This is a genomic window from Flavobacterium sp. (assembly GCF_044377315.1).
GTDB lineage: Bacteria > Bacteroidota > Bacteroidia > Flavobacteriales > Flavobacteriaceae > Flavobacterium.
In genome coordinates this window covers 69,023-84,030 of the sequence record NZ_JBILJG010000007.1, presented here as the reverse complement: position 1 = coordinate 84,030, position 15,008 = coordinate 69,023, and the positions used below count along the sequence as shown (strand labels likewise).

Annotated in this window: 11 protein-coding genes; 4 read left to right on the top strand and 7 right to left on the bottom strand. The window is 31.0% G+C overall.

Annotation, left to right across the window (positions count from 1 at the left end):
• From ACIQ66_RS03775 to ACIQ66_RS03755, 5 genes are all read right to left on the bottom strand, one after another.
• Nucleotides 1-905: hypothetical protein (locus ACIQ66_RS03775; protein WP_396211473.1), on the bottom strand; the 905-nt coding region annotated here is incomplete at its 3' end.
• Between the two features lie 5 nt (nucleotides 906-910).
• A complete protein-coding gene (locus tag ACIQ66_RS03770; protein ID WP_396211472.1) occupies nucleotides 911-2,599 on the bottom strand; it encodes a DUF6909 family protein in 1,689 nt (562 codons plus the stop codon).
• 42 nt (nucleotides 2,600-2,641) lie between these two features.
• Entirely contained in the window at nucleotides 2,642-3,475 is an 834-nt protein-coding gene (locus tag ACIQ66_RS03765; protein WP_396211471.1) for a carboxypeptidase-like regulatory domain-containing protein, read from the bottom strand.
• A gap of 202 nt (nucleotides 3,476-3,677) precedes the next feature.
• Nucleotides 3,678-5,159 (bottom strand): GH3 auxin-responsive promoter family protein, encoded by a 1,482-nt coding sequence (locus ACIQ66_RS03760; RefSeq protein ID WP_396211470.1) that lies wholly within the window; start codon nucleotides 5,157-5,159, stop codon nucleotides 3,678-3,680.
• A gap of 28 nt (nucleotides 5,160-5,187) precedes the next feature.
• Nucleotides 5,188-5,682, bottom strand: a complete 495-nt coding sequence (locus ACIQ66_RS03755) for a peptidase (RefSeq protein WP_396211469.1) — start codon at nucleotides 5,680-5,682, stop codon at nucleotides 5,188-5,190.
• Nucleotides 5,683-5,856: 174 nt separating this feature from the next.
• Between ACIQ66_RS03755 and tatA the strand changes: the two genes are divergently transcribed.
• Nucleotides 5,857-6,030: a twin-arginine translocase TatA/TatE family subunit gene (gene tatA / locus ACIQ66_RS03750; protein ID WP_396211468.1), complete on the top strand. Its 174-nt coding sequence runs from the start codon at nucleotides 5,857-5,859 to the stop codon at nucleotides 6,028-6,030.
• A 65-nt stretch (nucleotides 6,031-6,095) separates the two neighbouring features.
• Here tatA and ACIQ66_RS03745 read toward each other — a convergent pair whose 3' ends face one another.
• Nucleotides 6,096-7,226: an ATP-binding protein gene (locus ACIQ66_RS03745; protein WP_396211467.1), complete on the bottom strand. Its 1,131-nt coding sequence runs from the start codon at nucleotides 7,224-7,226 to the stop codon at nucleotides 6,096-6,098.
• A gap of 422 nt (nucleotides 7,227-7,648) precedes the next feature.
• Between ACIQ66_RS03745 and ACIQ66_RS03740 the strand changes: the two genes are divergently transcribed.
• The 3 genes from ACIQ66_RS03740 (at nucleotide 7,649) to ACIQ66_RS03730 (ending at nucleotide 12,857) form a co-directional block, all read left to right on the top strand.
• Nucleotides 7,649-9,019 (top strand): alpha/beta hydrolase family protein, encoded by a 1,371-nt coding sequence (locus tag ACIQ66_RS03740; protein ID WP_396211466.1) that lies wholly within the window; start codon nucleotides 7,649-7,651, stop codon nucleotides 9,017-9,019.
• 293 nt (nucleotides 9,020-9,312) lie between these two features.
• Nucleotides 9,313-12,078, top strand: coding sequence for an outer membrane beta-barrel protein (locus tag ACIQ66_RS03735; protein WP_396211465.1), 2,766 nt, complete (start codon nucleotides 9,313-9,315; stop codon nucleotides 12,076-12,078).
• A gap of 17 nt (nucleotides 12,079-12,095) precedes the next feature.
• Nucleotides 12,096-12,857 carry a GLPGLI family protein gene (locus ACIQ66_RS03730; protein WP_396211464.1) on the top strand — a complete coding sequence of 254 codons (762 nt, stop codon included), beginning with the start codon at nucleotides 12,096-12,098 and terminating at the stop codon, nucleotides 12,855-12,857.
• Between the two features lie 3 nt (nucleotides 12,858-12,860).
• On the opposite strand, the gene ACIQ66_RS03725 is transcribed toward ACIQ66_RS03730, so the two are convergent.
• Nucleotides 12,861-14,987, bottom strand: coding sequence for a Tex family protein (locus ACIQ66_RS03725; protein WP_396211463.1), 2,127 nt, complete (start codon nucleotides 14,985-14,987; stop codon nucleotides 12,861-12,863).
• Nucleotides 14,988-15,008 lie beyond the last annotated feature (21 nt).

The following is a 15,008-nucleotide window of genomic DNA, read 5'->3' as shown; positions in this document are numbered from 1 at the left end:
ATTTTATTATTTAATCCTTTCGTGTTTTGAATGTTTAAAGTTGAACTTCTTTCTTTTACTATTTTGTTTTGCGAGACAAGTTGGGTTTTTTGTAAACCAATATTATATATTAAATTATTCTTTGTTCCAATAACATCATTTAGTTGTGTGTTTTCATTATAGTAAACCAAATTGCTATTTTTTTGATTACTTGAAGCAGTGGCAAATTGATTCAATAATGCATCTATTTGATTAATCGTAATCATATCTTTTTCAATTTTATTTTTTAGATTATCAATATATACTTTTTGTATTTGTTTAAAAAAAGTAGATTGATTTAAATAATTTAAAATTGGCTCTATTGATTTAGAATTTGTAGTAAAACCATCTGTAACAATTACTATCTTATGATGATTGTAATTTCTACTAGTCAATGAATCTTTGATTACTTTATTAATATCGCCATCTTCAGCTAATAATTTTACTAATTCAAAGTTTTGAGTGTTTTGAGCATTATTTACTGTTGTGCCTCTATCTTCGTTAACAAAACTGTAAATGTCAATAACTGGTTTTATGGATATTCTAGAAATATTCTTTGGCTCAGCAATTCCTATTGATTTAAGAAATGAAGTGTCTCGTTGTTTAATTCTTGAATTAATTAGATTAATCTTATTATATAGATAATCAACACTTCCAAAGTTGGGAGAAACAACAACTTCATGATTGTAAACTTTAGTTTCAGAATCGAGATAATAACCTAATCCTGCTCCAAGTACAATTAGCGCCGTTAATAAAATGATATTCTTTTGAACAAAAAGAATTCCTTTAAAGATGCTTGTGATTATACTACTAAAGAAATTACCAATTTTACCAAACAATTGTCCTAAATCAATTTCTTCTTGGTCGTGATTTGTGTTTGTGCTCATTTTAATTATTTTATGTTAAAAATTTGTTCTATTATTTTAATTGTGATTAAATAGGTTGGTTTAACACCTGTTGTTCCTAGTCCGCCAGATGCTAATGTGCTTCCTGTTTCCAATGGATTATCTGATGCGTAATAAGCATAACGAACTTTTACATTAGGATTTATGCTCTTTCTAATTTTAGAAGCCGATTGTATTGCTTTTTGATAGTAAGAACCTTCCATTTCTAGTCCAATTGCTCCCCAAGTTGACTCATGAAAAAACTTCAACAAGTCTTTGTTTTGTAAAGATGTTCCCAAAACGGTAACCATTGGTCCTGCAAATACTGGAATTCCATTTCCTTCAAACATTTTGGCGGTTAATTCATTTTCAAAAGGATAATTATCTGCTGTTCCTTCATTAATGTGTGCATTCGGGATCATAATGTCGCCTTTTCCACCCTGAAGAATACCTGCTTTTCCCATTATAGAAACCGATTCGACATTCAAAAATAAGTTGTTTTTCTTGTTTTTGAAAGGTTTTAATAACTCATCGATGGTTTCATAAGCTTGTTCACCAAAAGCATAATCCATTACAATAATAACAGGGTTTTCACCTTTTATAGAAGTTTTTGGAAAACTTGATTTTGCCCAATCAATTTTGGCTGTATCAAAAATCTGAACATCAATATTGGTTCCTGATTGGTCTGGAAGCGAAATCATACCGTGTTGTAAAGCGAAAGTTTCAACTTTATTTCTCAAATCTTTGCTGCCTGAAGCACTTAAATCTTCGTAAATATCATATTCTGACTTTCCTTTGTATTTTGCTCCCAAAACTGGTGTGGCAAAAATTGAATTCATAACTGAGTGCATATTAGCGCTAATAATATGAATTGGTCTGTCAATCAGATTGTTGTCGTTTAAAACTTCTTTGATATTGGTTGCCCAAATTTCTCCGTGTATGTGATGCCCAAGTCTTTCTCTTAAAATTGGACTAAAAGTAATAGTTCGTTTGTTATTATCAAGAACTTCTTCTATCGCAATTTTCCCTAACCAGTAAATTACATGTAAAAATCTGTCTGGTTTTTCGGTTGTTGCAAATGAATCGTAAATAGCTAAAACCTCAGCAAAAGTTCTACCTAAAACGTTAGAAGTATGCGATATTGCTTTCTCTTTTTCTATTTGAGTCAACTTTTTGGTTTGTAAAGCGGCTTGTTCTAGTTTTAACCAATCGCGTGTTACTTCATTGCTTTCGTCTAGTAAAACTCTGTCTTTTATTTTGTGAGATTCGATGAAAATAAAAGTCAAATGTGTTAATATATCGTAGATGTCTGAACGTCCACGTGTGATTTCAACATTCATTTGTTCTTCGTCAATTCGGTAGCAATTTCTTCTTCTTTTTGGTGGAATTATTGCTTGAAAATGCGATTTGGAATAGCCTTCATCTGAAGTTAAGTTGATGTAACGACACTCTTCAATGCCTACCGGAAGCCTTTCTATTACATAAAGCAAACCGTTGAGCTCTACTTTTTCATCTGCAATACTTCCGTAAATTTCTGGTCGAAGCGCTAATAAGGCTTCTCTTAAAGTTTCTCCTGAAACACCCATTGGTTTGTAAAAACCTCTGTTAAATAAATGTCTCATGGTAATGTACAATCGTTCGATGGCTGCCGACGATTCTTGCGCTCGAGAACGCGAAATGTTTTTAATTTCCTTCATTAAATTTTGTCTTATAACCTGCAAATGTACAAATTTTATAGATTAATTGCTAAGTATTAGATTTATCGCTGGTTCAAACACCCTAAATTTGGTTAATGAATCTTCATTGGCAAGTCTTATTTCTTTGTGCCACTTTCCACCTGTAAATGTATAAGCAAAATCTCTTTCTTCACGGCTGTATAAAATAAATGGATAATAGGATTTACCCTCTTTGTTGCTTTCTATATTTAGTTTTTCAAAACCCACATATAAACCGTTTTTTGGCAGTATTAAATTTCGTTCCGAAATATTAACTCTGCTATTGTTAACTCCTTTTTTTACAGTAATAATCAAATCTTTTTTTAGCAATTCTTTGCCTGGCGAACCCAAAGAATCTACTGAGTAAAAATGAATTTTTACCGTTGCGTTTTCTACTTTACTATCGGTTTGAAATCGTAATTGCTTTATGAATTTGGTTTTCTTGTAACTTGGTTTGTATGGAAAAAACTTAACGTCTATTTTCGGACCATTATCGAAAGCTTGGTAGATTCCACTTGCGGTTTTTCCGATTTCTATTTGTTTAGTTTCTAACTTTTTTAGAATATTTATTTCTTGAAGTTCGTATGAAATAGGTTTTAAACTAACCATTGAAGCTTCTGCCAGTTTTACGCTTTTCTTTTCAAATCCTAAGGCTGAAAAGAAAAGTTTTTGGCTTTTGGAAGTTGTGTTTATAACAAAAGTTCCGTCTTCTTCGGTTGTGGCGGCTATATTTTCGTTTTCTACCCAAATGTTTACAAACGAAATGGGTTTGCCAGTAATGCTGTCTTTTACAACGCCTTTTATTTGAGCCGAAATTAGATTGGTAAGTAAAAGAAGAATTGCTATTTTAAGTTTCATTTTTGTTCCTTTTGTTTGCTTTATAGACCCGATTATCTCACTTCTTTAATAATTTTCATAGGTGTTCGATGAATTTCATTTACAATGGAAATCCTTTTCTTTTTTTCTTTAAAAAAGAAAAGATTGGAATGCAAAGCGGGAATCCTCGTTCGGCGGACAAAAATGGATTGTAGAAAAAGCCCAAGCCAATCGCTCCTGATTTTTAAACTAATTTGTCTGCAATTGTTCTGTCGTTTGATAATCTTGGTAGCTTATTTTGTCCGCCAAGTTTGCCTATTGATTTCATATATTCTTGAAAACCATTTTTTGAAACCTTAGTAATTACTAGTGTTCTCAATACTTTTCCAACAATTAAATCGTCGTAATATACGTTTTGTTTTCGCATTTGTGCATCGATAGATAACGCAAATTCTTCGAGATTGTTGGGTTCGTTTTCAAATTCGATAAACCATTCGTGATAAGGCAAGCCCGAATTTGGAGCAATTTTTGGTGCCACCGTAAATTCGTTTACTCGAATAGTGGTGTATTTCATGGCTTCTTGTAGCGCGCACTCGACTTCTTTGCCTATTACATGCTCGCCAAAAGCCGAAATATAATGCTTAATTCGGCCAGAAACGATAACTCGATAAGGTTTTAGACTTGTAAACTGAACCGTGTCGCCAATGTTGTAAGCCCAAAGTCCGGCGTTGGTAGAAATTAGTAGAACATAATTTACGTTTAGTGCTACTTCGCCAATAGTATATCTTCTTGGGTTTTCGGTGAAAAATTCGTCGGTTTTTATGAATTCGTAGAAAATACCAGCGTTTAGCAACAATAGCATTCCTTTTTCTTTTTGAGAATCTTGGTAAGCAAAAAATCCTTCAGAAGCTGGAAAAAGTTCAATGGAATCGACTTTTCGCCCGATAAGATTTTCAAATTTGGCTCTGTATGGTTCATAATTTACGCCGCCGTAAATAAAAAGATTGAAGTTTTTAAACAGTTCGCCAACTGGTTTATTGGCTTTTTCTTTGAGTTTTTCAAAATACATTTGTACCCAAGATGGAATTCCAGAAATAACAGCCATATCTTGGTTGATGGTTTCTTCTACAATGGCATTTACCTTGGTTTCCCAGTCGTCGATGCAATTGGTTTGCCAAGATGGAAGCCGATTTTTTTGTAAATAGTTGGGAACAAAATGCGCTACAATTCCTGATAATCTGCCTAGTTTGATCCCGTTTTTTTCTTCCAAAATTGGGCTTCCTTGCAAGAAAATCATTTTACCGTTTACAAAATCAGCGTTTCCTGTTTCGTGAATGTAACTCAAAATGGCGTTTCGTGCTGCTTCTATATGAAAAGGCATTGATTCTTTGGTAAGCGGAATATATTTGGCGCCAGAAGTTGTTCCTGATGTTTTGGCAAAATAAATGGGTTTTCCTTTCCATAGGATGTTTTCTTCGCCTTTAACAACTCTGTCAACATAAGGTTTTAACGCTTCATAATCGCGAACGGGAACTTGATTGGCAAAATCATGAAAGGTTTTGATTTGAGAAAAATGATGGTCTTTTCCAAACTGCGTTGTGGCTGCTTGACGAATTAAACTTTCAAAAACTTTTTGTTGCGTTTCAACAGGATTTGATGCCCATTTAATCGTTTTCTTGTGAATTTTTTTAGCAAAAATCTTAGCGGCTATTGATTTTAATGACATACTTTTTGGTTAAAACAAAGTTCCAACGTTATTTTTTCTTTTTTTCTAAATTGATTTTATTTTCTTCGGCAAGAACTTCTTCTCTTAGTTGAATTTCGGCTTCAGAAGGTTTTAGGTCTTCTTCTGAAAAATCTTCTTTTGTAACAGCCAAAATCGAATCTTTGTTTACTTTCTCATATTCCAAATCGCCATTTAATACTTTTTTAATAGAAGCTAAATAGGCTTCATTTTTTTTGATAGCAAATGATAATGAGTCCGATTTTAGTGCTAACTCGGTAGCTTCTCTTTTTAACTCAGATGAAGCAAACCCTGGTATATACTCTTTTAATGGAGTAAAAGCTATTAAAAAAGTAGTTGCTGTAATTATGAGAATTGCTGCCAAAGTTACTGCAACAAAAACATTCATTAAGGTAAGTCGAAACGAGAAAAGTTCTTCAAAAGAATCTTCGTTTAAAATTAATAAACGGTTTTTGGTAAGTAGTTTTTTCTTTAAAAACTTTTTATTAAAAATTCTTTTAAGCATCTTGCTATAGTTTATATTACAAATATAGAAAAATAAGTTCTTTTATACGAATTGAAAACATTTAACGAAGTTTAACTATAAATAATTGCGCTAAAATTAAATCTAATCTTTTTTCTTTTTACCTTTGCTTATTATTTTATATTAAAAATCTGCGAAAGCTTAAATTTATAAATCATGGGAAGAATAGGTGCTACCGAAATAATAATTATACTAGTAATCGTTCTGTTACTTTTTGGAGGTAAAAAAATTCCAGAATTAATGAAAGGATTAGGAACAGGAATTAAAGAATTTAAAGACGCTTCTAAAGGCGATCAAGCAACTTCTAAAAAAGAAGAAGAAACGAAGTAGTTTTTTTAAACTCAAAAAAACTCAAATCCCAAGTCCCAATTTTAAAGTTGGTTTTTGGGATTTTTTTATAAAATATAATCTAAATAATTATCTTGATTGATAATTTCAAAAGTTGCCTCTGGATAGGATTTTGCAAATTCGGTTGGAATTTTCCCTTTTGCTTTTCCATATTTATATTCAAATGCCGCTATTTGTTCGTTTTTAACTTCCAATCTGTCTATTTCTTGTTTGGTGTGTGTTCGCCAAAAATAATCAAAAATAGCTGTTTCTTGGTAGCTTAGCTTTTTTATTCGCTCCGAATTCAAATAGTTTTCCCACAGCTTTCCTGCGTCTTCTCTCATGTTTAACGGATTAAAAGAATTGATGATGGCATTTCTAATTCCGTTATCTACAAAATACCACTTTTTCATTTTGATGATTTCGTTATCTCTATTTTTGCTAAAACCAGATACACTGTAAATTATAAATACTTTGCTAAATAAATCCAAGTATTTTTCTACTGTGTTTTTACTAATTTGTAAATCGCGACCAATACTTTCTAAAGATATTTCGCTTCCTGTTCTAAAAGCTATGATCTGAAGTAATGCTATAATTTTATCTCTTTTTTTAATGCCTTCAAAAGCAAATATATCTCTCAATAATTGCGTGTTTACTATTTCTTTTAGATAATTTATTTTGTCTTCTCTGTTAATTATTTTGCTCAATTCTGGATAGCTTCCAAAAATCAATCTGTCTTCAAGATTACTTCTAGTTTCAATATAATTTTCTGTTTTGGAAAATTCTATCTGCGCAATTGGATATAAATTAATGGTTTTCATTCTACCTACTAATGGCTCGCCTATTTGATTGTTAATTTCAAATGCCGATGAACCCGTTACTAAAACCTTTAAATTGGGAATAGTATCGACCATTAATTTCAATTTCTTCCCTATATTGGGTATTTCTTGTGCCTCGTCAATTATTAGAAATCTTGTGTCTCCAAGTAGTCTATTAAAATTTGCTGTACTTTGTGTTTCTAATAAATTATGCGATTCAACATCGTCGCCATTAAGGAAAAGATGTTTTTCATTTAAATTTTTGATTACTTTTTCAATCAATATTGTTTTTCCAACTCGCCTTGCACCCAAAAGCACCACAACTTTATTGGGTTGTAACTTTTTATTGATCAAATTTAACGCAACTCTTGCTATTTCCATAAAGTAAAAAATTTAGGCAAATTTAAATAAAATATTTTTAATTGCGTCTATTAAATGACGGAAATTAATATAATTGCGTCAGTTTAATGACGGAAATTAATATAATTGCGTCAACTAAAAACTTCTTTGATTCTTTAGCAAGATTATTTACTATAAAAAAATGATATTTCTTTAATGAAATTAGTGAAAATTAATTTCTTTTTGAGGGAGAAATACTATTTACAGTAAAACACTCACTTTTTTTGTCATTATTATTCTTTGATATAGAAACTTTTATTTATTTTTGATAATTGTACATATTGTTTTATTTGGTGACAACCAACGCTAAAAAACCTATACATTTTGTTGTTTTTGGGTTACTTATTCTTTTTGCAGAAATACTTTCTAAAACTATTTTACCATTAATTTAAGCTACATTATTTATGAAAAAATCTTTTTTTCTTTTCGTTTTTGTTTTGTTTTTCACACCTTTCTTTGGGCAAGAAATTCTTGGTTCTTGGGCAGGAGAACTGGCTATTCAAGGAACAAAACTTCCTATAATTTTTAATGTAAAATCTAACGAGGCAGGCTTAACAACCACAATGGATAGTCCTGCTCAAAAAGCAAAAGACATTCCTGTTGCTAAAACAACATTTGATAAAACAGAATTAACTATCGATGCTTCCAATTTAGGAATTCTATATAAAGGAACTTTGTTAAACGATAAAATAGAAGGAATATTTAGTCAAGGCGGCATGAGTTTACCGCTAGTCTTATCAAAAAAAAAAGAAGCCATTCGGCCTCAAACTCCAAAAGCGCCATTTGATTATACTAGTGAAGAAGTAACTTTCATAAATCCAATTGATTTAAACACATTAGCAGGAACTTTAACAACTCCAAAAAACAAGAAAAACGTTCCTGTTGTGATTTTGATAACTGGTTCTGGGCAACAAAACAGGGATAGCGAGATTTTTGGTCACAAGTCTTTTTGGGTTGTGGCAGATGATTTTACCAAAAAAGGAATTGCAGTTTTACGTCTTGATGATAGAGGAATTGGTGGTTCGAATAAAGGAAACAATACTACTCCAACATCTCAAAATTTCGCAACCGATATAAATGCTGCTGTAAACTTTTTAGCTTTAAAAGGTTTTAAAAACATTGGATTGGCAGGACACAGTGAGGGCGGCATGATTGCGCCAGTGGTTGCTTCTCAAAATAATAAAGTAAAATTTGTAATTTCACTTGCTGGTCCTGGAATTCCTATTGAGGAATTATTGCAATTACAGTCTAGAGCTGTTGCAAAATTAGATGGCGCAAGTGAAGCTGACTTGAAAATGAATGAAGAATTGAATAGAAAACTTTATGCTATTATAAAAAATCCTAAATCAAGTGATTTGAAAACCGAAATTAAAACTATTTTATTAGAAGATTTGAAAAAAATTCCAAAAGAGCAATTACCGCCAGAAAGTGAAATTGAAAAAATGCTAGAAAATGAAGCTAAACAAATTTCAAATCCGTGGTTTGTCTATTTTTTAAAATTCAATCCTGATGATTATTGGAGCCAACTTAAAATTCCTGTTTTAGCTTTAAATGGAAGTTTAGATGCTCAAGTTACTTCTAAAGAAAACTTAGCTGGAATAAAATCTTCGTTAGAAAAAGCAAAAAATAAATCGTTTGAAATAGTTGAGTTGCCAAATCTAAACCATTTGTTTCAGGAAGCAAAAATTGGTTCGGTTGCAGAATACGCAGAACTTGAACAAACCATTTCGCCAGCAGTTCTAGACAAAATGAGCTCTTGGATTTTTAAATTATAGTAAAAAAATTCCAATTATGAAAAATTCCAAAAAGCAAAATTGAAATTTAGGATTTTTTATACTGAATATCTGTTTACAAATTCGAGGCAATTGTTCTCCAATCAAAGGATTAACCAATCGTTTACAGCTAAAAACAATTTCAATTATAATCTTACACCAATATAAAATATTTTTGAATAAAACTCGTTTCTAACATTGTTAAAGTTTCAAGAAAAATATTAAATACCAACTGTTTTCTAGTTTTTGTAAGAAATAGCTTTACATTTGTATTTATACGCTTTAAAAAATAGATTATGCTGAAATTTAATTTCTTACTGATTGCTTTATTATTGTTTTCATTTTCGTCATTTTCTCAAAAAGGATCTTTTTCTGGACAAGTTAGTGATCTAGAAAAAAATCCTGTTCAAAATACGGTCATAGCTTTGTTAAAGCCTAAAGATTCTATTTTATATCTATTTACAAGATCTGATAAAGAAGGAAAGTTTTTAATTAAAGACATCAACTCAGGAAAGTATATATTGACTACATCTCATAGTAAATTTGCCGACTATGTAGATGATGTAGAAATAAAAGAAAATGAAAATAAGATTGGAACAATTATCCTAATTAGTAAAAGTAAGTTGCTAGAAGAAGTTCTTATTAAAGGTGGTTCAATAAGAATTAAAGGTGACACAACTAGTTATAGAGCAAGCGATTATAAGGTTGATGTAAATGCTAATGTTGAAGACTTATTGAAAAAACTTCCTGGTATTCAAGTTGATAAAAATGGTGAAATTAAAGCAATGGGTGAAACGGTTAAAAAAATTCTTGTGGATGGTGAAGAGTTTTTTGGCGACGATCCTGGAATGGCTACAAAAAATCTTCGTGCTGATGCCGTTAAAACAGTTCAAGTATTTGATAAAAAAAGTGATCAAGCAGAATTTACAGGAATAGACGATGGGAAAAGCCAAAAAACAATAAATTTGAAACTTAAAGATGATAAGAAGAAAGGGCATTTCGGAAAAATAGACGTCGCAAATGGGCCTTTAATAGACATTGACCCTAGATATAACAGTAACTTATTGTTAAGTTCATTTAAAGGGAAAAGAAAAATTTCTGCCTTTTTATTAAATGGAAATACCGGTCAAGATGGATTAGATTGGCAAGACAACGATAAGTTTGGAGGAGGAAACGATACTGTTTCGATGGATATGGATGATGATGGAAATGTTAGTTACCAATGGATTGATGGAAACAATGATGATGAACCTCGAGTTGATACGCAAAATGGTTTTATAAAAAACACTAATGCTGGATTGCAGTACAATAACAAATGGAACGAAAAACAAACCTTAAATTTAACACCAAAATTTAATAATCAAATCTATACTAATAACAATCGAAGATTTAATAAAACACAAATTGGTGAAACACAACTAAATGAAAATACTGCTGCTGTAACAAACGTCACAAGAACCAATTATAAATTAAATGCAACTTATGATGTAAAATTAGATTCATTAAACACTCTTAAAATAAGCACTAAAACAAATTTTTATTCCACTAAAAGTAACGAATTTACAAATGGAATTACTACTGATGAAAACGGAATTATAAAAAATAATAGTCAAAAAAATATTGATACAAAATCGGATAAGCAATCATTAATGGCTTCACTTTTGTTCAAACATAAATTTGCCAAATTACGCCGAACTTTTTCAATGAACTTATCATGGAATAGTTTAAATAATGATTCGGATAACTACTTGAAATCTGATAATGAAAGTTTTATTTCAGGAATTTCTTCATCTATTATAAGTCTTAATCAAAATAAGGTTGGTAAAAAAACAACTCAAAGTACCAATTTAAATCTTGTTTATACTGAACCAATTGCTAAAAATTGGGCTTTACAAATTGGCTATCAAATTGATTACAACACCGGGAAAAACAATCAGCTAACTTATGATTTTTCAACTTTGTCTAATCAATATGACATACTTAATACTGGATTATCTAATCAATTTAAACAAACCATTACTACTAACAAACCCCATTTAAAAATGAGTTATAACTCTAAAAAAATAAATTATAGTTTTGGTAGTGGATTTGGTTTTACGAATTTTGATTTGATTGATCAAACCTTCAATAAAGAATACATACGAAATTATACCAACCTATTTCCATCAGCCAGTTTTTCTTATAAATACAAAAACAATGGTAATTTAAGAATAAATTATGATGGCGCAACAACGCAACCAACCATTGACCAATTACAACCCTTGCGAAACAATCAAGATTTCTTTAATCAAATTATTGGAAATCCTGACTTGAAGCAATCTTTTACTAATAGCATAAATATATCTCATAATAATTATAATATTTTGAGCGAGTCTCACATGTATCAAGGTGTTTATTTTAGGCAAACATCTAATTTAATTACTTACAATAGAGATATTGATATTGAGAATGCAAAAACTACTTCTAAGGCAATCAATACCAACGGAAACTTTTTTGGAAATTTTTATATGGGATATGGTTTCAAAATAAAAAAGTTTGATATGGATGCAGGTGTCAATCCTTCTTTTTATTATAATAAATCCATAATAAGCATTAATAATGTTCTGAGCAATTCAAAGAATATAAATTCAAATTTTTCGGTTTATTTATCTAAAACGAAAGAAAAAAGTTATGAGTTTTATATCAATAATCAATTTTCAAATAACAGAAATAGCACATCGCTTAACAACGAAGTAAGATCTTTTAATAGTTATAATTTGAGTATAGACGGAAGTTATTTTTTTAATAAAAATTGGAAAATTATCTCTAATTATAACTTATATACCCGACAAAAAACGGTTGATTTTCAAAGTAACCTTACTAATCAATTGTGGAATGCAAGACTTCAGCGCACTTTTAAAAATGATGAATTTACTGCCTACTTTTTGGTTAGAGATATTCTTAATCAGAACATAGGAATTGAAAGGTACAACTTCGGAAACGTAATTGGAGAAGAACAAAATGATAGATTAAAACGCTATGCTATGATAGGTTTTACATGGAATTTTAAAAATAAACAATAGTTAAAAACAAAAAAGCGATGAAATCATTATATTTAGTAGTAACTGTTCTGTTTTTTAGCATTTATTCTAAGGCTCAACAATTTGTTGACAAAGCCGAAATTGAGTTTGAGGTCAATACCAATGTCAAGAAAAATATGAGTAATAATAGTTGGGATGAGATGATGAAAGAAAATCTATCGGAACTAAAAACATCATTTTGGACTTATAGTTTTGCCAACAACAAAAGTCTTTTCAAATTTAACCGTTGGAGTGAAAAAACAAGAATTCCAAAATATCAAAAAGACCAAGATGAAGAAAAAAGTTGGTATTATGATTTTAATACTAATACCATGAGTTCCCAAAAACAGGTAGTTGGTTCTAGCATTGTAATTTCAGATAGTATAGCGCCTATTGAATGGAAACTTACAAACGAAAACCGAGAAATTGCTGGTTATAATTGCCGAAAAGCCGTTGGAAAAATCTTTGGTGATGTGTATGTTTTTGCATTTTATACTGATGACATTACCATTACTGGTGGGCCAAGTTCTATAAATGGGTTGCCAGGAATGATTTTAGGACTCACAATACCAAGATTATATACTTCATATATAGCAACCAAAATAAATTTAACCGTTACAAATCCAACGGAAATAAAACCTATAACCGCCAAAAAAATGTATTCAAATCTTGAATTTAGAACACTAATTGAAGACAAAACAAAAGATTGGTGGAGCTATGAAAACGATGAAGAAGAGAAAAAAAGAGAAAAAAATATTTTCCTTTGGAATGCGTTTCTCTAATAGTTACAATACCATCGTCAACTGAATGCGTTTTCTATGTTCATCAACCTCAACGACTTTTACTTGAACGTGTTGGTGTAGTTTTACGACTTCATTTACATCAGAAACAAAACCAGCTTTTAGTTGCGATATGTGAACCAATCCACTTTCTTTTACACCAATATCAACAAAACATCCAAAAGCGGTAATGTTGTTTACAATTCCGGGTAAAATCATTCCAGTGCGAACGTCTTTTATAGTTTTTACATTGGGGTCGAATTCGAAAACTTTGGCTGCTTTTCTTGGGTCTAATCCTGGTTTTTCAAGTTCTTTCAAAATATCTTTTATTCCTAAAATACCAATGGTTTCATTGGTGTAATTTTCGGGTTTTATTAAAGCTATTTTTTCTTTGTTGGCGATTAATTCGTTGACCGAAATCTTCAAATCTTTTGCCATTTTTTCAACAATTCCATAAGCCTCTGGATGCACCGCCGAATTGTCTAGTGGGTTTTTTCCATTGTGAATTCTAACGAATGCCGCCGCTTGTTGATAAGCTTTTTCTCCTAATCGTGGCACTTTTTTTATTTGTTTTCTGTCTTCAAATGGACCATTTTCTGAACGATAAGCTATAATGTTTTCAGCCATCTTCTCTCCTATTCCACTTACATAACTCAACAACGATTTACTCGCAGTGTTAATATTAATTCCAACAGAATTCACACAACGTACAACAACTGTATCTAATTCTTCTTTTAATTTAGTTTGGTCAACATCGTGTTGGTATTGTCCAACTCCTATTGATTTGGCATCGATTTTTACCAATTCTGCTAACGGGTCTGAAAGTCGTCTTCCGATAGAAACCGAACCACGAACGGTTACATCATAATTTGGAAATTCATCTCTTGCAATTTTACTTGCTGAATAAATTGATGCTCCTGCTTCTGAAACCACAAAAACTTGAACTGGTTTATCAAAAGCTATTTTCTTGATAAAAAATTCGGTTTCACGACTGGCAGTTCCGTTTCCAATAGAAATGGCTTCAATATTATAAGCGTTTACCATTGATTTTATCTTTTTCATTGCCATAGCAGTTTCATTTTGTGGCTGATGCGGATAAATGGTTTCATTATATAGCAAATCACCTTTTTCATCTAAACAAACTATTTTACAACCGCTTCTATAACCAGGATCAATTGCTAAAATTCGCTTTTCTCCTAATGGCGGCGCAAGTAATAATTGACTCAAATTCCCTGCAAAAACATCAATTGCTTTTATATCAGCTTTTGCTTTTGCTTCTTGCAATGTTTCATTTGAAATTGCGGGATGAAGTAATCGTTTGTAACTATCTTCAATAGCTAATTGAACATGAGAAATTGATGGACTATTCCTATTTTTGATTATCAATTCATCTATCAAATCATAAGTTTCATCAATATCGTTTTCGATTTTTAGTTTTATAAAACCTTCGTTTTCAGCACGCAACATCGCTAATAATCTATGTGATGGCGCTTTTGATAACGGTTCAGACCAATCAAAATATTGTGAAAATTTTTGTGCCGCTTCTTCTTCGGCCTTCTTTTTTACAACTTTAGTTTCAATGACTGCTTTTCTGTTATACAGTCGTCGCAAACTTTGACGAACAGCAATATTTTCATTTATCCACTCGGCCACAATATCTCTTGCGCCTTGCAAAGCTTCTTCTTCATTTGAAACATTTTTAGTGACATATTGCGTTGAAAGAAAATCTACATCATCATTTCTTTGAGCTAAAATCAATGTTGCTAATGGTTCTAATCCGTTTTCTCGAGCCACATCGGCGCGGGTTTTTTTCTTCTTTTTATAAGGCAAATACAAATCTTCAATTTCTTGTAAATCAAAAGATTTTTCGATTTTAGATTTTAATTCTGGCGAAAGTTGCCCTTGTTCTTCAATAGTTTTTAAAATGCTGTCTTTTCTTTTTACAATTTCATCATATTGTTTAGAAAGTTTGGCAATAGTTTCCACCTGAACTTCGTCAAGATTACCTGTTTGGTCTTTTCGATAACGCGAAATAAAAGGAATAGTACAATCTTCTGAAAGCAATTTTAAGGTTGCTTCAATGTTTTTAGGTGTTGTGTTTACTTGGCTTTGAATGAAATTTATATTGGTCATTTCGTTTTATTTTTTATTCTT

Bases quoted from the DNA above. Each gene is read 5' to 3' on its own strand.
- ACIQ66_RS03770 (WP_396211472.1), bottom strand. From the start codon at position 2,599: ATGAAGGAAATTAAAAACATTTCGCGTTCTCGAGCGCAAGAATCGTCG.
- ACIQ66_RS03765 (WP_396211471.1), bottom strand. From the start codon at position 3,475: ATGAAACTTAAAATAGCAATTCTTCTTTTACTTACCAATCTAATTTCG.
- ACIQ66_RS03760 (WP_396211470.1), bottom strand. From the start codon at position 5,159: ATGTCATTAAAATCAATAGCCGCTAAGATTTTTGCTAAAAAAATTCAC.
- ACIQ66_RS03755 (WP_396211469.1), bottom strand. From the start codon at position 5,682: ATGCTTAAAAGAATTTTTAATAAAAAGTTTTTAAAGAAAAAACTACTT.
- tatA (WP_396211468.1), top strand. From the start codon at position 5,857: ATGGGAAGAATAGGTGCTACCGAAATAATAATTATACTAGTAATCGTT.
- ACIQ66_RS03745 (WP_396211467.1), bottom strand. From the start codon at position 7,226: ATGGAAATAGCAAGAGTTGCGTTAAATTTGATCAATAAAAAGTTACAA.
- ACIQ66_RS03740 (WP_396211466.1), top strand. From the start codon at position 7,649: ATGAAAAAATCTTTTTTTCTTTTCGTTTTTGTTTTGTTTTTCACACCT.
- ACIQ66_RS03735 (WP_396211465.1), top strand. From the start codon at position 9,313: ATGCTGAAATTTAATTTCTTACTGATTGCTTTATTATTGTTTTCATTT.
- ACIQ66_RS03730 (WP_396211464.1), top strand. From the start codon at position 12,096: ATGAAATCATTATATTTAGTAGTAACTGTTCTGTTTTTTAGCATTTAT.
- ACIQ66_RS03725 (WP_396211463.1), bottom strand. From the start codon at position 14,987: ATGACCAATATAAATTTCATTCAAAGCCAAGTAAACACAACACCTAAA.